Source organism: Streptomyces sp. NPDC001914, from assembly GCF_042891215.1.
GTDB lineage: Bacteria > Actinomycetota > Actinomycetes > Streptomycetales > Streptomycetaceae > Streptomyces.
This window is the reverse complement of sequence record NZ_JBIASW010000004.1, coordinates 128,126-144,148: the sequence shown is the minus strand read 5'-3', so window position 1 is coordinate 144,148 and position 16,023 is coordinate 128,126. Positions and strand designations below refer to the sequence as shown.

Here is a 16,023-nt window from a genome sequence, read left to right as displayed (position 1 = left end):
TCACCGAGCCCCCGCAGAAAGGCAGTCATGGGCCGCATCATCCGAACCCAGCTCGCCGAGGCCGTCGTCGGCTTGATCATCTCCGCGGTCCTGGCACACTTCGGCGACCTCGCCGCGTTCGCCGGTATCACCGGCACCAGCGTGGTGATGGCGGCGACCGCCCTGGCCGCCCGATCGGCCAAGGTGGTCCTCGCCCTGGTGGCTCTCGCCATCCCCTTCGCCTCGATCACGACGTTGGAGGCATCACTGGGCAAGCCCCTGTCCGCGCTCGCCCACGGACCCTCCGACGGCGGGGGAGCCACCACGGTCCGGTCCGTGTACGACCAGTACCGCGAAGACTTGGACCTCCCGTCCATACCCATCTCCCACCCCGGTCCAGGGAAGATCGACAAGAACGCGGACGCCGAGGTGTCCCCGGCCTCGCTCGAGCTGCCCTGTGTCGGCAAGGACTGCCGACAGGAGGTGACCATCAGGAGCACGGGCAGCGCGGACCTGCGGCTCACCTCGATGGCGTTCGAGGGGGAGGGCGCCGCCGCCTGGCACCGGAGCGACGACTGCGAGTACAAGGTCATCCCGCCGGGGCAGGACTGCAGGTTGAGGGTCTGGGCCGTGCGGACCGACGGGTTGGCTCGGTACACCGCGAGGTTCGTCATCCACCAGAACACCCCGGGCCCGGCCTCCGAAGTGGACCTGACCGCCCGAACCGGTACGACCACGCCACCGGTCGACCCCCTGGAACAGGCAACCCTCTCCGACGACGGCTCCACCGGCATCGACCCCGCCGACTGCGCCACTCTCGACGGCTCGGTCACCGTCCTCGCGTCCGACGGCCCGGTCGAGTGGAGCGCGGCCCTCGGCGACACCGCGGGCACCACCGGCTCCGACGCACTCGCCGGTGTGACCGTCGACCCCCCGTCGGGTTCGGTTCCGGCCGGGGGAAGGCAGACCATCGCGGTGCGCGGGACCTACACCGGTTCCGGTGGAGGATTCCAGTTGTCCATCAAATATGCCGACAAGAGCGTCGACTTCCATGTCGGCTGCTGATCCGCAGCACAAGGCGCGCACCTCTTGGACCGGCCCCGCACGTGAGACGGGGCCGGTCCAAGAGCTGTGGGCCCGGTCAAGGGGCAGTGAGCCCGGTCCAGGGGCTGCGGGTCGGTCCCACGGCCGCGGGACCCGGACCCGGCTTCGCTCTGGACGCCGGTCGGGACAGGCATCCCCGAAGGGGCGCTCCGTCACGCGGTCCGGTTGTGTCCGGTGTTCGGCTTCCACGACGTGATCAGGAACGAGAGAAGGCCCGTCACCACGAGACTCCCGATGGCGACCAGGCCCACGCCGATGACGAAGAGTCCGCTGCTGTCGTCCGACCAGTCGAGATATGCGGCGACGGCCAGTCCGGCGGTCGTGCCGACGACCGCGGCCGACACGTACGCGCGGGAAGCGGCCCAGTACACGAGCGCCAGAAGCGTCAGCCCAAGACCGATGACCTGCCACGCCTCATAGGGGCCGGTCGTCGAGCCGTCGGCCTGTACGTCGCGCTGCTGGTCCCAGCCCAGCCAGCCCGCCCATGCCGCCGCCGTCAGCCCGGCCAGCACGAGCACTGCCGGCGCCTGGGAGATTCGTTTCCGCGCTTCTCTGTCCATGGCTCCAGTGTTCTGGAGCCACCCGAACAGGCAGGAGAGTCCGGATACTCATCTCCACCCGAGTAGTAACACCGGCCGGTACTCACACACCGGCCGGTCATCACACCCGACTCCTCGGCCACGCGCAGCCCGTCCGGCCGGAGGACATCCGGGGTCAGTCCGCCGAGTCCCCGCCGGAGCCGAAGTGGCTGTCCACCGCTCGTGGCATCAGGTGGACCACCCCGTCCCCCAGACGCTCGAACTCTCCGCGCAGGAACGGAGAGGCCAGCCGGGCCAGGCCGTGGAACTCGATGCGGGCCCGGTAGGTGAGGAGGGTTGCTCCGTTCTCCTCGCGGAAGGTCAGGTCGTCCGTGGAGGTGGCGGTGCGATTGCGTCCGACGAAGGTCAGGCGCCGATCCTCCAACCGGGCCAGCCGGTAGCGGAGTTCGGTGCGCCGTCCGCGGAACGTCGAGACGTTGACCCATTCGGCACCCTCGGCGATGGGTGCGCCGGCTCGGACCGGACTACAACTCACCGTGCCCGGGTCCCATTCCTGCGCGTGCGAGAAGTCGGCCAGGTAAGCCACCACCTCCGGCAGGGGGTGGTGCAGGGTGAGCGTGCGTTCGACTTCGACCATGGAACATCCCTTTCACGCGGACCGCGGCGGATGCCTTCCAGGAGTGCGGGCGGTCCACCTGCCTCTCTTCTCGACGGGAGCGCCGAGCGGATGCAGCGGATCCATCACGCGACGGAGTCGCGAGCCGTCTTCTCGCGGCACCCAGACCCGAAGTCCTGGGCGACGTACAGGACTTGCCGTCGCACTGCCGTCACGCGGTGCCACGGTTTTCGCGCCGCAGGAGTGCCAGGTGCCGGTGGACGGCGGCGGTCACCCGGGGCTCGTCGTCGGTGGCGAGCAGGTCGAGCAGTGCCCCGCGCAATACCGCCAGCGTCAGGGTACGACGGGCCGCACCGTCCTCGCCGTCTCGTTCCGGCGGCGGTTGACAGGCGGCCAGGACGTCGAGCCAGTCGTCCACGGTGGCCCTGGCGAATCCGGCCCAGGGGCCGGCGGGTTCGACGAGGGAGCGCGCGTACGCCTCCGCCCACAGCCGCAGCAGCGGGCGGTGTTCGCCGACGGCGAGCCACGTCCACACCTGTTCGGCCGCCTCCGCCAGGCCGACAGGGCGGTCGGCCCGGCGGAGGACGGCCAGCAGCTCCAGTTCATCGGCGCGGGCCCGTTCCAGCAGGGCCCGTACGAGTCCGTCCTTGTTGCCGAAGAGGAACATCAGCACACGCGTACTGGAGCCGATGGCCTCGGCCAGCGGGCGCAGTGACAGATCGGCAAGGCCGTGGGCGAGCACGTACGTGTAGGCGGCTTCGAGCAGCTGTGTCTGGCGTGCGGAGGGGTTTGCCGTTCTCGGGGGCATGGACCTAGCCTAGACCAACTGACACGACCGTGTCAGTAACGTTCAGTGGTCGATGGTCTCGGAGAGTGTGCGATGTCGATGGAAGTCCCTCAGCGGCAGGTCGTGATCCGCCGCGCCGACCGTCCCGGCGACCTGGGCTGGGTGGTGATGTCCCACGGAGAGCTGTACGACCGGCAGTTCGGCTTCAGCACCGCCTTCGAGGCCCTGGTGGCGAAGATCGTCGGCGACTACGCGACGGAACACTCCCCGGTCACGGAGGCTGCCTGGATCGCCGAGATCGACGGCGAACGCGCGGGCTGCGTGTTCCTGGTCGCGGGCGACCGCCCCGGTGTGGCCAAACTGCGCGTCCTGCTCGTCACCCCGGCCGCCCGGGGGCTCGGCCTTGGCACCCGTCTCGTGCGGCAGTCCCTCGACTTCGCCCGGCAGGCCGGCTATCGGCAGGTCACCCTGTGGACCACCGACAACCTGGTGTCCGCCCGCCGGATCTACGAGCACTTCGGGTTCGTCCTCACCGACGAGGAGCCCCACCACGACTTCGGCCGCGATCTCGTAGGCCAGCACTGGACCCTCGAACTCGCCGCCGCGTCTGTCGCCTGAGGACCGTTTCAGAAGGCTGCTCCGCGACGGATCATCGCCCCAGGACGCTCCGACGCTCCGAGTCCCTGATCACCCCGCTGCGGGCGTCCGGGGGGAGGGGAGTGCGGCCGCCGAGCGGCGCGCGGTGTAGGCGAGGGGGAGGTAGCGCAGCCGCTCCGGGAGCAGCGGGACGGTCCTGCGTACGACCGCGCCGAACCGGCGCAGGCGGCGCTCGTCCCGGGCGCTCCACTTCAGGCCTAGCCGCTCCCGTGCCGCGGGCGGCAGCAGGCCGGTCGTGACGAAGACGTTCAACCGGGCCAGCGGCGGGCGCAGCACGGGCCAGATGCGGCGGAGCAGGGCGGGCGATCCGTCCGGAAGCGTCACGGGGCGGCGCGGGTCGAGGAGTTCCCGGACGACGACCGTCGCCTCCAGCTCCTCGCGGACCATCGAGTCGAAGTACCGCCAGTACGCCTCCGGAGTGGGCGGCATGTCGCGGCGGTGGATGCCGAGAATGTCTCCGAGCCGGAGGAGTTCGTCGTAGAGGCGAAGCTGTTCGTCCTCGTCCAGGGGACGGGAGAGGCACTCCGCCGCCCGCAGGAAGACCGGGTAGGCGGTGGCGTGGACCCAGGCGTAGTAGGCCGGGGTCAGGGCGTGGTAGGCGCGGCCGTGATGGTCCGTGCCCGAGATCGTCCGGTGCAGGCGCCGCAGCCGGCGACCCTCCTCCAAGGCCTGCTCGCCGCCGTAGACCCACAGTTGGAGCGAGTTCAGCGAGCGCTGCGCGCGGCCCCAGGGGTCGGTGCGGAAGACCGAGTGGTCGTCGACGCCGGCGCCGACGGCGGGGTGAGCGACCTGGAGTACCAGGGCGGCGGGCAGGGCCAGCAGCATCCGTACGTCACCCGCGATGTCCCACAGGACGGAGCCCGGTGCGAACGGGACCGGCTCGGGTGGCGGCGTTCGAGTGCCGCCTACGGGTCCGGATGCCTTCGGCAGGCCTGGCATGGTGCCCCCGTCCCTTGGTCCGTCCAGGTGTCGAGGTCCCGGGCGGAACAAGTGAATAGCTTTTGTATCGTCGCTGGTCTCGACGATACGCCCCGCCTGTACGGCCCTTGCGCCGGAGTCGGTCTCCGGCGTTCTCCCGTCGGGATCGGAGCCGGACTCCGGCGATCCGCGGCTGGGTCGGAGGGACCGTTCTCGTCGGCGATCTTCGGGGTCCGGTCGACGCTGAACTGCGTGGGCGGGCGTGATCAGAGTCGATGCCCTGGGCGGGCCGTCGAGTCCCAGGGTCGCGAGGCATCCGCCTGGCTGCCCACCCGCCTGCCCACGCGGCGGGACGGCGCGTCAGGTCACGGCGAGCCGGTCCACCAGCAGCTCCGCTCTCCGTTCGGCGTCCCCCGGGGGAAGCCGTCCCGCCCGGGTCAGGGTCGCCAGCCCGTGCAGGGCCGCCCAGAACACCTCGGTGAACAGCCCCGGGTGGACGCCGTCTCCGGCGACTTCGCCCAGACTCTCCAGCAGGGCGGCGAAGGCGTCCTTCAGCGGCTCCGGAGTGTCCTCGTGCGCGAACGCGAGGCCGCCGTCGAGCTGGAACAGGGCGTCGTAGACAGCCGGGTTGCGCTCGGCGAAGTCGAGGTAGGCGCGGGCGAGGGCGGTGACCCGGGCGCGCGGGCCGTCCGCGGTGGCGGCCGCGGCCCGCAGTGCCGCGGCCATCTCGGAGGCGCCCTCCAGGGCCACGGCGCCGATGATCTCGCGCTTGCCGCGGAAGTGACTGTAGAGGACGGGCTGGCTGTACTCGATGCGCTCGGCGAGCCGGCGCGTGGTGACCGCGTCCCAGCCCTGCTGCTCCGCGAGTTCGCGGGCCGTCGCCACGATGAGGCGCTCGCGGCTCGCCCGCTCGCGCTCCTTGCGTTCCTGTACCGACATGACTGGATCCTAGCACCGCTAGACAAGCAAGCGGGGATAGGTCTAGCGTTGCATCAACATCTAGCGGCGCTAGATCCCAGGAGGGGTCATCATGCTCAACGCACTCGAGGTCTTCACCACCGTGGTCGTCGGCGTGATGGTGGGGGTGGAGTTCTCCGTCGCCTTCTTCGTCAACGCGATCCTCGGTGCCCTCCCCGGCGACAACGGCCTGCGCGGCCGCACCCACGGAGCCCGACTGCTCGGCGCCGTGATGCCGGTCTGGTACATCAGCTCGCTCGTCCTCAGTGTGATCTGGGTCATCGCCGGGTGGGACCACGACGGCGCCGGCCTCGTCGTCACCGCCGCCGGGCTGCTGATCCTCAGCGTGGTCATGTCGATCCTGCTGCTCGTCCCGATCAACAACCGGGTCAAGACGTGGACCGCCGACGGCCTGCCCGCCGACTGGAAGCAGCAGATGAACCGCTGGGACCGATTCCACTACGTCCGCGTCGCCGTCATCATCGCCGCGTTCGCCCTGTTGGTCTCTGCCCTCGCCTGAACCTTCCGAGGACACACGCGGTGTCCGGCCACCGTCTCCTGACGGCGGCGCACGTGCAGCGGGGCCTGCCGGAGAAGTTCTCCTGCAAGCCCCGCTTTGGGGTCGGTCTCTTCGAGGTCTTTGAGAGCCATCGAATTCGGTGGCTTCACCGCCTTCCCGGTACCCCGAAACTGAAGATCGACCGCGATCGGGCCATGCGGATACGGAGAGCGGAAACGGGTGGGCCCCGGCGCCGAAGCTCCGGGGCCCACCCGTGGATATCGCCGGTCGGCGAGAGTCACCAGCGGTACCAGCGACCACGCCGGCCGCCGCTCGCCGTCGGGCGGATCACGAAGCCGAGTGCCCACACGATGAGCACGATGACCGCGATCCACCACAGCGCCTTGAGCGCGAAACCGGCACCGAAGAGGATCAGCGCGAGCAGAAGAACGAGAAGAACGGGAACCATAGTTATCAACCTCCGTGGCATCGGATGCCCGGCGGGCCGATCCCCATACCTGGCAATCTCGCTTTCTTGCGGATCCCGCTGCCAAGGAATTCACAGCGGAAATTCCGGATTCGAGTTTCGGATTCGGGGTAATGAGGACACCCGCCTGAGCGGGTCCGGCCTTACGACGGTCGCGGTCGCCGGCGCATCCTCCGCCTCAGGGGGTCCCGCGGGTCACCGGGATCCACAGTTGCGAGTGGGAGTGTCCGGGGTCGTCCTGCGACGGGCGGGTCCGAAGGATCTCGGGGCCCGGCCGGTATTCGTACGGGTTCGACGGCATCCACTGGGCGGCGACGTCACCCCACATCTGCTGCAGCGCCTGCGGAAACGGCCCGGTGTTGTCGAACACGGCCCAGGTGCCCGCCGGACAGTCCAGCACGTCGAGATCCTCCGGCGCTTCGGCGGCCGTGCTCACCACGGCGTGGTAGTAGTCGAGTTCGCTGCCCTCCTCGAAGCCGCTCAAGTCACTCGAGCCGCCCGGGCCGTCCGGCAGACGCACGGTGGCCGACACCACGCCCTCCGGGTCGCCGTCCGAGAGCCCCGCGATCCGCAGCATCGTCTCCGGCGGGATGCTCCGGATGTGCTCCGCGATGTGCGGGTTGACGCCCTCGTAGATCAGCGGGACGCGGGCCCTCCTGCCGACGACCCGGAATGCTTCCTTCTCCACGATGCGGTACCGCATGGTGCTGTTCCCTTCGACGGTGAGGCGGAAGGAGAGCCGGGCCTGCGAGTTCAGGGCCGCGCCGGTGCGCCTGGCCTCGCCGGGGCCGACGCCGTGCACCGCGCGGAACGCCCGGGCGAAAGCCTCCCCCGACGTGTAGCCGTAGCGGATCGCGATCTCCAGCAACGTCTTCTCCCCGGCCAGGACTTCGGCCCCCGCGACGGTGAGCCGGCGGCGTCGGACGTACTCCGACAGCGGCATCCCCGCCAGCGAGGAGAAGAGCCGCCGGAAGTGGTACTCCGACGTGACCGAGATCCGGGCCAGTTCGGTCACCTCGATCCGACCGTCGAGGTGTTCCTCGATGTGCTCCATGGCCTGGTTCAACCGATCCAGCAATCCCGGCCTCCTTCCCTTTCGATCACCCACGTTAGGAAGGACCAAGCCTGCCGCACCCGACATCCTGTGCCCGCTCCGGTCGGGTGGGAGGGGCCGCCGGGGCGGAGAGGAACCTGGGCCGTGGGCCCGGCACGGGACGTTGCGGGCCGCCGAGACCGACGGCCCTCTCGCCACGGAAGTGGCCACCCCGTACCGCCGGGCGTCCCCGTGGTCCTGCCGGACGTCGAAAAACGCGACATCGTGCGCCGAGGAGCGGAGATTCGGTCGGCGAACGGGGCGAGTGCGGTATCCGTCAGGAACGGGTCGCCAGAGGCTGCGTCGGTTCGGTGGGCTCCGTGCCGGTGTTCTCGCCCTTGTCGGCCGCCTCGATGCCGGCACGCCCGCGCCGCTGAAGTTCTTCGCGTTCGACGTCGGGGATGGTCATCGCTTCGGCCAGGACGGCGGCGAGCGCGTTCACTTGCGTGTTGTCGATCTCGGTCTGGAAGAGCCATCGGAGGTTCTCGTCGCGCGTGATGAGATCGATGGCCAAGCGAGCGCTTTTGTCCTGTGTGGTCGTCGCTCGGACGTATCGCACCAGGTCGAGTGAGATGTCTTGCTGGATCTCCGCTTGTTCGAGGAACGGGGTTGTTCTGGCCGTGATGACGCGACGATCCGTGACGGCGACCAGTGTCTTTGCCGAGGCCTTGTCCCGTGCCGCCGCCAACTTCTCCTTCGCCCCGCCGACGATCGCGGAAAGGGGACCGAGGGCGTCGAACTGGTCGGCGAACCCGAGGACACACAGTGTCTCTTCGGCATCGATGAGCCATCGCAGGATGCGAAGGTAGGGCTCGATATCCATCGACTCGGGTGCGCATACCACCCCCGGAGCCTCGAGCGGAGGGGCCGGCGGTTGAAGGGAGTCGGCAAGAGGCTCGATCATCTCCAAAAGACGGGCGGAGATTTCGCGGGCCGCCTTCACTTCTTTCCGCTTTCCTGGCATCGGCCATGCGTCGGGTCCCGGGAGTTCGCTGCTGATCCGCAGCTCCCGTGTCAGTGCGTTGACGAGGCTCGTCGCCTCGGAGAGCGTGGCGTCGAACTCGGCGCGAGTGTCACGCGCGATGACCTCGGCATACTGCGCCTCGGCGGTGTCTTCGCGGCCGGCGGCTCTCGCTCTGGCGGCGCGGAGCGCGTGATATCCGGTCCACGCCTTGAGGGAGGACAAGAGGGCGTGGGCGTCGAACGCGATCGCCTCGGCGTTCGTCTGGAGATACTCGCGATGGCTGCGTGCGTCGGGCCGGCCGAGCTGCTTGACGTGGTCGCGGACGTTCCCCTGGTAAAGCTCAAGCTGCTTCTGCAGCAGCGCTCCACTGCCCGCGACGTCCTCCCACAACGACGCCGGGACCGACTCGATCTCTCGCGCCTGGTCGACCGCGCGATCGATGGAGGCTACGAGTCCGGTCAGTTCGGCCCACTGATTCTTGCGGAGGTCCGCCAGAACCTGGCCTGTCACCACGAGGTTGGTCCTGACTAGGCCCGAGACCTCACTCAGCATCATCTGAAGGCCGACCATGGCCAGCGCCGGCCCGATCGAGGCCGCGGTCCGCGCCTTGTTCACCGCGGTCACCGGGTAGAAGCGAGCCTGATGCAGGAAGCGGCCAGGAACCATCACCGTTCCGAGGTACCCGCCGTCCTTGGCGGCGAGTGTCGCGCCGCTCTTCAGGAGGGCCTGTGCCGTGTCGCCGATCCTGTAGAGCCCCTGCACTCCGGCGAATGCGTTTCCGAGATTGCCGACCACGGTCGCGGCATTCCCGATCGAGCTGAGGATGGCTGAGATCTGCTCGCGGTCGGCAGCCGGCACGATTCCGAAGTCGATGAGATCGGGCTTCAGTTCTGGCGGGACCTCACCCGCGACGAGTGCCACCCCTGGAAGCACCTCTACCAGGATGGTGGACGCCATCGTCGCATCGATCGAGTCGGACACCGACTGGTTCGCAACAGGTGAATCGGCTGTATTGCCAGGGCCGTTCTCCTCAGGCTCGGCGACTTCCATCGAGTCCGAAGGGTCCTGCATGCGATTCCTCCCCGAAAGGGCGCGCGACGGCCAGACGCCGTCGGCGTTCCCGGTCGGAGTCTACGGCGTGATGCCCCGCACCTCAGCGGCAACGTGGATTCCATCCTGTGGCTCGCCGAGTGGCAGGATGCGCCGGTCAGTTCTGGCACCGGCCACACCGCCCCCAGGTCGCAGTGGGTCGGGCACGCCATCAGGTGGACCTAGTTCGTGAGGAACAGGTCGTAGGTGTCGGCACCGACGCTGTCCGGCTGCTCCGACGGGCCGGGGTGAACGGCGCACACTACATCAGGGCCGCTGTACGCGGTCGATCCTCGCGGCACCGGTGATGTCGACCATTGCACCCGGTGAGGTACTGCGTACCGTGGCGGTGATGGTGGAGGGGCAGCCCAAAGCATCGCCCATGTCGACCTCGATCCGGGGCGTGCCGTGACGGGTGAGCAGGTGGGCGGCCAGGCACGCTGAACTGTTCACGTTGGCGATGTCCTCGGGCACGCCGATCGAGGGGGCGAACATGCGGGCCGTGACCCGGTCCGTGTCCGGCCCGGGGGAGTGGTGGACGAAGCAGCCCAGCAGGCTCAGGCGGTCGCACGCGGCGGCGAGCCGGGCGGGGTGCGGGGTCAGGGCCGCGAGTACCGACCGGGCGCTGACGGGGACAAGTAGTCGCGGGCGCCCCAGTGTTGCCACGCGAGCCTCCGACGCGACGGTCGCGGGTAGGTGCAAGGCCGGGAGGAGCAGGGCGAGTTCCCGCGGTGTGGGCTCACGCAGGTGGATCGGTCCAGCCGCGAAGGTGACATCCGTGGATCCCGCCGACGCCCCGTGGACCGCGCGCCCCTCGATGACTCGCCCCGACACCCGCACGTCGACCCGGTGTTCCCCGTGGCCCGGGTGCGCCGCGAGGAAGGCCAGGGCCGCGACCGTGCCGTGGCCGCACGCGGGCAACTCCCCCTCCGTGGTGAAGAAGCGCGCCGAGACGACGGGCCGTACGTCCGCGTGATCGTTCCCCGGAGACGGGTCGTACGAGAGGAAGACGGCGTGAGAGGTGCCGGACCGGGCGGGCACGCGGCGCCGCTCGGCATCGGTCAGCGGACTGTCGGTTCCGGCCGGTCGCCGCTCGTCCACGACCGCGGTCGGACTGCCGCCACGGCCGTCGCGCAGGCACGCGCGCACGATCCCGACGGGCACGTCGTGCGGGACGGCGGGCGGCCGGGAAGGGCGGCGAGTCACCGAGGTCCGGGAAGGAAGTCGGCGAAGTCCGGTGCGCCGGGCTCGTGCGGCGGGCGCGCGGCCCGCGCGGCGAAGCTGACGGCGTGGTACCAGCGGCACAGCAGGAGCAGGTCCAGCAACTGGAGGTCGTCGAAGACCGACGCGAGCCGTGCCCACAGCGCGTCGTCGATGTCGGAGTGCTCGTGCAGCGCGTCGACGGCCTGGATGAGCAGCCGTTCCCGCTCGGACGTCCAGCAGGCGTCGGAGGGACCGCCGTGAACCAGCGACGCGGTCTGCTCGTGGGTGAGTCCGACCCGCTCGGCGTACGTCATCACGTGCACGCCCCATTCGTACGAGCAGCCGCACAGCGCGCACGTCCGGTCGATGACGATCTCGCGGTCCCGTGCGGTGAGCGTCAGTTGCCGGCCCAGCTCGTAGCGACCCCAGCCGTGCATCGCGCCGGTCATCGGGAGGTTCCTGGCGAACATCCGGAACAGTCCGATCGGTGGGGCTCCGCCGGGCATCATGCGTGCGAACAGAGCGTCGGCCTGGTCGGTGTACGGCGGCTCCAGCGGGGCTATGCGGGGCATCGGCTCTCCCGAGAGGCGTTGTTTCGAAATAAGAAACGCGCGGTCGCCGATGCTAGTGTTTCGAATAACGAAACGCAAGCAGAATCGAGGAGAGCCATGTCCACACCTCGGCCGGGAACGTCGGTCCGTGGCTCGACCACCGGGCGCCCGATCATGGCCGCGATGGACCTCTTCGGACGCCGCTGGGCGCTGCGCGTCCTCTGGGAGCTGCGCGCGGGTCCGCTCGGTGCCCGCGCGCTGCTGGCGCGGTGCGAAGGGCTGTCGTCCAGCGTCCTCTATCAGCGCCTCCGCGAGCTCACGGCGAACGGGATCATCGCCAGTGGGGCCGACGGCTATGAACTCACCCCGCTGGGATCGGCCCTCGGTGACGCACTTCGTCCCCTCGACGCCTGGGCGGCGGCCTGGGCCGAGGAGCAGGAACAGGACGGTCACGCTCCCGTCGAGCCGTGAAGCGCTCGGATCGGTGACCTTCGGGCGGCGCTGCGGGCCGTGGGTGGACAGGGCGCGCGAACAGGTGAAGGCTCACATCTGAGCAATGCGGTTGAAATGTGCCTAAATCGATCGCATTGAGGAACCTGGGAGAGGCGAGGGAGGCGGGACGATGCGTCGAGAGACAGTGCAGAAGAAGCCCGACAGGAAGTCCGAGCCCAGTCGCCGTGTGTCCGAGGAGGCGGAGCGGCGTCCGCGTCCCGAGGTCCGAAAGGACATCGCGCGAACCTGGTGGCCGGACGGGTAGTCCGGCCCAGGGCTACGGCGCTGCCGTGTGAGGACGCAGGAGCACGCGAACCGGACCGTCGAGTGCGGCTGCGGAGGCAGCGCACCGCTGTGCCGACGGTTTCCGTGAAGGGTGAGTCCGGGCCGCGCCAAGGAGTCGATCATGGCAACTGAGCCGATCCCCGCCGAGGAGCCGGGCGGTGCCGCGGAGGCCCTTCGACGGAAGGGGCCGGGCGGCTCCGCGGAGCCTGGCGGAGCGCATGACGAGAAGGCGAGCCCCGGCGAGAACCCGAGCCCCGTCGGGACGTCGAGCCCTGTCGGGACGTCGAGGAGCACTGCTGGGACGCCGAGCAGCCCCGTCGGGAAGCCCAGCCCCGCCGTGAAGGCGAGCGGTGTCGAGCCCCTGGCCGACGCGCTGGCGCTGGCCGTCCGTCGCACCGGGGCCTCGGGCGGCGGCATCTACCTCGTGGACGAGACCAGGCAGCTCCTGAGCCTGAAGGTGGCGTGCGGGCTGTCCGGCGAAGTCGCCGCGTCCTGGTTGCAGGTGCCCGCGACGGCGTCCGTGCCGGTCGGCGACGCGTTCCGTGAGGACCGGGTCGTGTGGGTCGGCTCGCAGGAGGAGATGGCCCTAGCCTATCCGCAGACCGCGGCGGCGCTGCCCTACCGCTACGCCTTCGCGGCGGCTCCGCTCTCCGGCCGGATTCGCTCCTGGGGTGCGCTGTTCCTGACCTGGCCGGCCGACCACTCGGGCCGGGCCTCGCCGCGGGAGATGGGGAACCTCGCCGCCCTCGGCAGACGCGTCGCCCGGATCATCGAGGACACCGGCAGGAATTTCGTACCGCCGGACGAGCCGCACATGATCCCCGTGGACGGCGCTTCCGAGTACTTCGCCCTGTCCGCCCACGCGCCCGCCGATCTCCTGGAACGGCTGCCGGAGGGCTTCGTCGCCCTCGACCTGGAGGGCAGGATCACCTTCATCACCAGCCGGGCCGCCTCCCTGCTCGGCCGTCACGTCAGCCAGCTCCTGGGAACCAGGCCCTGGCAGTCCCTGCCCTGGATGGACCAGGTCCTCGTCGAGGACCACTACCGCACCGCGGTCATCAGCCGTGAGCCCGTCGGCTTCACCGTCCTGCGGCCGCCGGACACCTGGCTCGACATCGATCTCCACCCCGATTCCAGCGGGATCAGCGTCCGCGTCGACGTACGTCGCTCAGGGTCCGGCGACCCGCCCACGACGGCGGCCGCGACCACGCCCGGGGCGTCCGTCGGCCGCCTGTACCAGCTCGTGCACCTGGCGGCGGCCCTCACCGACGTCGTCGGTGTGCAGGACGTGGTCGACCTGATCGCCGCGCAGATCCTGCCCGCGTTCGGGGCCGACGGCATGATCCTGTCCGCGGCCGACGCCGGACGCCTGAGGATCATGGGTCACCACGGCTACGACCGGCAGGTCATCGAGAGCCTCGACGGTCTCCCGGTGGACACCAGCCTGACCCCCGCGGGCGAGGCACTGCTCAGAGGGGTCCCCCTGTTCTTCGCCGACCCCGGCGAACTCGCCCGCGACTATCCCGCCGCACCACGGATCAGCGGAAAGCAGGCATGGGCCTTCCTCCCGCTCATCAGCGACTCCCGCCCCGTGGGCTGCTGCATCCTCACCTACGCCCGTCCCCACCTCTTCACCGCCGACGACCGGGCCATCCTCACGTCGCTGGGCGGCCTCGTCGCCCAGGCCCTGGACCGGGCGCGCCTCTACGACGCCACGCACGCCCTGGCCCACACGCTCCAGAAGGCCCTCCTTCCGCGCAGCCTGCCCACCTTCAGTGGCCTGGACGTGGCGGCGCGTTACCTTCCCGCCGGCCACGGCGTGGACGTGGGCGGCGACTTCTACGACCTCATCCGGCTCGACCACACGACCGCGGCGGCCGTCATCGGCGACGTCCAGGGGCACAACGTGGCGGCCGCCGCGCTCATGGGACAGGTCCGTACGGCCGTCCACGCCACCGCGGGCGCGCGGCCCGACGAAGTGCTCGCCCGCACCAACCGCGTCCTCGCCGACCTGGAACCCGACCTCCTCGTCTCCTGTCTGTACGCGCACATCGACCTGGCCCGCGGGCAGATAGGCCTGGCCAGCGCGGGGCACGTGCCGCCGCTGCTGCACCGGCCCGGGGAGCGCCCCGGCGTGCTCGAGATCGATCCCGGTCCGTTGCTCGGCATCGGCGTCGACCTCCCGTACCCGATCACCACGGTCCCGATGCCGCCGGGGACGACTCTCGCCCTGTACACCGACGGGCTGGTCGAGGTGCCCGGCACCGACCTCGACCGGCTGACCGGCGCACTCGCCCAACTCCTCGCGAGCCCGTCACGGCCGGCCCGGCTCGTCGACAAGCTCATCCTCCACTCCTGGCCCCACGGCCTGCCGACCGACGACATCGCCGTACTGCTGCTGAAGGCCGACGAAGCCTGAAGCCGGCGACCGAACGCCCGGGACCCTCCGCGTCCCGCCTCCGATCTGCAGACGGGTGACGTGGGCGCGTCCGGAAGGCGCGAGAGTCCCCGCTGGGGCAGCATCGGGATGACCTCGGCGATAGGTGCCCTCCCCGGCGCACGACGTGGAAGGGGAGCCCGTGCTCGGCCAGGCGATGGGGGCGATGCTGCCGGCCGCGTTGGCGGTGGCGCTCAGTCCCTTCCCTCTGATCGGAATCATCCTGATCCTGTCCGGCGCGCACGGCCGGCGCAACGGCCTGCTCTTCGCGGCCGGATGGATCACCGGCCTCACGATCGCGGCGACGCTCATCGCGTTGCTCTTCGGCGGGGCCGACGACCCCGACAGCACGTCGTCGGCGGTCGCGGACTGGGGACGGGTGCTCGCCGGCGGAGCCCTCATCGTGCTCGGGGTGCGTACGTGGTGGAAACGTCCGCGCGCCGGTGAGCAGACGGAACAGCCGCGCTGGATGGCCTCCCTGGACGACGCCACCGCCCCACGGGCACTGCTCCTGGGCGCCCTCCTGTCGGGAGCCAACCCGAAGAATCTCGTCCTGACCGCGTCGGCCACCACGTCGATCGTCGAAGCCGGCGCGCACGACGTCGGTCTCGTCGTCGCCGTCACCGTCTACGTCCTCATCGCCTCGTGCACGGTCCTCGGCACCGTCGGCCTCCACCTCGTCGGAGGACGGCGTGCCGCGTCGGTGCTGGACGGCATCAGGCAGTTCATGGTCACCAACAGCACGGTGATCACGGTGATCGTGCTCCTGCTCCTGGGCGCCAAGATCCTGGGTGACGGCCTGTCCGGCCTCGACCGCTGAGGCGTCCGCCGGACCGGGCCGGCGACCGGTGGTGCGGCCCGCGGCGGCACCACCGGCCGGGAAGCCCGTCAAGGAGTCACACGGCCGTCCGCCGGTGTCCGGTGGGGAACGGCGGCGGGGGTCACGTGTCCGTCTGGCGGTGTGCGGGGATCCGGGCGAGCTGGTGTTCCAGCTCCGCGCGGACGTCGGCGCGCAGCTCCTCGGTCCTGACCCACTCGATGAGCAGTTCCGCCACGCTGCGCAGCTTGATGTTCGTCCGCTGCGAGATCGCCCGCAGCACGTCCCATCCCTCGTGCGGCGTCAGCCCTCCCAGGGCCAGCACGACGCCGATCGCCTGGTCCACCACGGCGTGCGACCGCAGCGCCTGCTGGAGCTGGATGTTCTCTCCCTCCAGCTCCCTCACGCGCGCCGCGACGCACGCTTCCAACGACGTCGAAGAGATTGAGTCCACCTCGTCGCCCCCAGCCACCCTTTCCTCCGCGGTCTGGTCTCCGATGCGTGAATGTCCGCTTGTCCATGTCCTTGCCCGCATGCCCCGGTTACGGC

At 70.2% G+C, this 16,023-nt stretch carries 17 protein-coding genes; 6 read left to right on the top strand and 11 right to left on the bottom strand.

Going from position 1 to position 16,023, the window contains the following annotated elements; translation table 11 throughout:
• The first annotated feature begins 27 nt into the window (after positions 1-27).
• Positions 28-1,044, top strand: a complete 1,017-nt coding sequence (locus ACFYYF_RS13250) for a hypothetical protein (protein ID WP_388774730.1) — start codon at positions 28-30, stop codon at positions 1,042-1,044.
• A gap of 191 nt (positions 1,045-1,235) precedes the next feature.
• On the opposite strand, the gene ACFYYF_RS13245 is transcribed toward ACFYYF_RS13250, so the two are convergent.
• The 3 genes from ACFYYF_RS13245 to ACFYYF_RS13235 form a co-directional block, all read right to left on the bottom strand.
• On the bottom strand, positions 1,236-1,643 hold the full coding sequence (locus ACFYYF_RS13245) for a hypothetical protein (protein ID WP_388774727.1): 408 nt from the start codon (positions 1,641-1,643) through the stop codon (positions 1,236-1,238).
• A gap of 154 nt (positions 1,644-1,797) precedes the next feature.
• Positions 1,798-2,259 carry an SRPBCC family protein gene (locus tag ACFYYF_RS13240; RefSeq protein WP_388774724.1) on the bottom strand — a complete coding sequence of 154 codons (462 nt, stop codon included), beginning with the start codon at positions 2,257-2,259 and terminating at the stop codon, positions 1,798-1,800.
• Positions 2,260-2,449: 190 nt separating this feature from the next.
• Entirely contained in the window at positions 2,450-3,046 is a 597-nt protein-coding gene (locus ACFYYF_RS13235; RefSeq protein ID WP_388774722.1) for a TetR/AcrR family transcriptional regulator, read from the bottom strand.
• Between the two features lie 72 nt (positions 3,047-3,118).
• Between ACFYYF_RS13235 and ACFYYF_RS13230 the strand changes: the two genes are divergently transcribed.
• Entirely contained in the window at positions 3,119-3,643 is a 525-nt protein-coding gene (locus tag ACFYYF_RS13230) for a GNAT family N-acetyltransferase (RefSeq protein WP_388774719.1), read from the top strand.
• A 69-nt stretch (positions 3,644-3,712) separates the two neighbouring features.
• Here the strand turns inward: ACFYYF_RS13230 and ACFYYF_RS13225 are convergent, their stop codons facing one another.
• Positions 3,713-4,621 (bottom strand): oxygenase MpaB family protein, encoded by a 909-nt coding sequence (locus tag ACFYYF_RS13225; protein ID WP_388774716.1) that lies wholly within the window; start codon positions 4,619-4,621, stop codon positions 3,713-3,715.
• 339 nt (positions 4,622-4,960) lie between these two features.
• On the bottom strand, positions 4,961-5,539 hold the full coding sequence (locus tag ACFYYF_RS13220; RefSeq protein WP_365481397.1) for a TetR/AcrR family transcriptional regulator: 579 nt from the start codon (positions 5,537-5,539) through the stop codon (positions 4,961-4,963).
• A 91-nt stretch (positions 5,540-5,630) separates the two neighbouring features.
• Between ACFYYF_RS13220 and ACFYYF_RS13215 the strand changes: the two genes are divergently transcribed.
• Complete coding sequence (locus tag ACFYYF_RS13215) at positions 5,631-6,077, top strand: anthrone oxygenase family protein (protein WP_388774713.1); 447 nt, start codon at positions 5,631-5,633, stop codon at positions 6,075-6,077.
• Positions 6,078-6,354: 277 nt separating this feature from the next.
• On the opposite strand, the gene ACFYYF_RS13210 is transcribed toward ACFYYF_RS13215, so the two are convergent.
• The 5 genes from ACFYYF_RS13210 to ACFYYF_RS13190 form a co-directional block, all read right to left on the bottom strand.
• Positions 6,355-6,525: a hydrophobic protein gene (locus tag ACFYYF_RS13210; RefSeq protein WP_355774985.1), complete on the bottom strand. Its 171-nt coding sequence runs from the start codon at positions 6,523-6,525 to the stop codon at positions 6,355-6,357.
• Between the two features lie 196 nt (positions 6,526-6,721).
• A complete protein-coding gene (locus ACFYYF_RS13205; protein ID WP_388774710.1) occupies positions 6,722-7,621 on the bottom strand; it encodes a GyrI-like domain-containing protein in 900 nt (299 codons plus the stop codon).
• 292 nt (positions 7,622-7,913) lie between these two features.
• A complete protein-coding gene (locus ACFYYF_RS13200; RefSeq protein ID WP_388774708.1) occupies positions 7,914-9,671 on the bottom strand; it encodes a hypothetical protein in 1,758 nt (585 codons plus the stop codon).
• 285 nt (positions 9,672-9,956) lie between these two features.
• A complete protein-coding gene (locus ACFYYF_RS13195) occupies positions 9,957-10,895 on the bottom strand; it encodes a PhzF family phenazine biosynthesis protein (protein WP_388774705.1) in 939 nt (312 codons plus the stop codon).
• The gene (locus ACFYYF_RS13190) at positions 10,892-11,464 is read right to left on the bottom strand and encodes a carboxymuconolactone decarboxylase family protein (protein WP_388774703.1); all 573 of its coding nucleotides are present in this window, start codon (positions 11,462-11,464) and stop codon (positions 10,892-10,894) included. The genes ACFYYF_RS13195 and ACFYYF_RS13190 overlap by 4 nt, the downstream gene beginning before the upstream one ends.
• Positions 11,465-11,617: 153 nt before the next feature.
• Here ACFYYF_RS13190 and ACFYYF_RS13185 point away from each other — a divergent pair, with 153 nt between their 5' ends.
• The 3 genes from ACFYYF_RS13185 to ACFYYF_RS13175 all read left to right on the top strand — a co-directional run bounded on the left by ACFYYF_RS13185 (position 11,618) and on the right by ACFYYF_RS13175 (position 15,477).
• Positions 11,618-11,914 carry a winged helix-turn-helix transcriptional regulator gene (locus ACFYYF_RS13185; RefSeq protein ID WP_388775694.1) on the top strand — a complete coding sequence of 99 codons (297 nt, stop codon included), beginning with the start codon at positions 11,618-11,620 and terminating at the stop codon, positions 11,912-11,914.
• A 427-nt stretch (positions 11,915-12,341) separates the two neighbouring features.
• The gene (locus ACFYYF_RS13180) at positions 12,342-14,639 is read left to right on the top strand and encodes a SpoIIE family protein phosphatase (protein ID WP_388774701.1); all 2,298 of its coding nucleotides are present in this window, start codon (positions 12,342-12,344) and stop codon (positions 14,637-14,639) included.
• Positions 14,640-14,799: 160 nt separating this feature from the next.
• Positions 14,800-15,477, top strand: coding sequence for a GAP family protein (locus tag ACFYYF_RS13175; RefSeq protein WP_388774698.1), 678 nt, complete (start codon positions 14,800-14,802; stop codon positions 15,475-15,477).
• 121 nt (positions 15,478-15,598) lie between these two features.
• Here the strand turns inward: ACFYYF_RS13175 and ACFYYF_RS13170 are convergent, their stop codons facing one another.
• Positions 15,599-15,880, bottom strand: a complete 282-nt coding sequence (locus tag ACFYYF_RS13170; RefSeq protein WP_388774695.1) for an ANTAR domain-containing protein — start codon at positions 15,878-15,880, stop codon at positions 15,599-15,601.
• Positions 15,881-16,023: the final 143 nt, after the last annotated feature.

Bases quoted from the DNA above. Each gene is read 5' to 3' on its own strand.
- ACFYYF_RS13200 (WP_388774708.1), bottom strand. From the start codon at position 9,671: ATGCAGGACCCTTCGGACTCGATGGAAGTCGCCGAGCCTGAGGAGAAC.
- ACFYYF_RS13190 (WP_388774703.1), bottom strand. From the start codon at position 11,464: ATGCCCCGCATAGCCCCGCTGGAGCCGCCGTACACCGACCAGGCCGAC.
- ACFYYF_RS13230 (WP_388774719.1), top strand. From the start codon at position 3,119: ATGTCGATGGAAGTCCCTCAGCGGCAGGTCGTGATCCGCCGCGCCGAC.
- ACFYYF_RS13210 (WP_355774985.1), bottom strand. From the start codon at position 6,525: ATGGTTCCCGTTCTTCTCGTTCTTCTGCTCGCGCTGATCCTCTTCGGT.
- ACFYYF_RS13240 (WP_388774724.1), bottom strand. From the start codon at position 2,259: ATGGTCGAAGTCGAACGCACGCTCACCCTGCACCACCCCCTGCCGGAG.
- ACFYYF_RS13250 (WP_388774730.1), top strand. From the start codon at position 28: ATGGGCCGCATCATCCGAACCCAGCTCGCCGAGGCCGTCGTCGGCTTG.
- ACFYYF_RS13180 (WP_388774701.1), top strand. From the start codon at position 12,342: ATGGCAACTGAGCCGATCCCCGCCGAGGAGCCGGGCGGTGCCGCGGAG.
- ACFYYF_RS13225 (WP_388774716.1), bottom strand. From the start codon at position 4,621: ATGCCAGGCCTGCCGAAGGCATCCGGACCCGTAGGCGGCACTCGAACG.
- ACFYYF_RS13215 (WP_388774713.1), top strand. From the start codon at position 5,631: ATGCTCAACGCACTCGAGGTCTTCACCACCGTGGTCGTCGGCGTGATG.
- ACFYYF_RS13245 (WP_388774727.1), bottom strand. From the start codon at position 1,643: ATGGACAGAGAAGCGCGGAAACGAATCTCCCAGGCGCCGGCAGTGCTC.
- ACFYYF_RS13185 (WP_388775694.1), top strand. From the start codon at position 11,618: ATGGCCGCGATGGACCTCTTCGGACGCCGCTGGGCGCTGCGCGTCCTC.
- ACFYYF_RS13235 (WP_388774722.1), bottom strand. From the start codon at position 3,046: ATGCCCCCGAGAACGGCAAACCCCTCCGCACGCCAGACACAGCTGCTC.
- ACFYYF_RS13220 (WP_365481397.1), bottom strand. From the start codon at position 5,539: ATGTCGGTACAGGAACGCAAGGAGCGCGAGCGGGCGAGCCGCGAGCGC.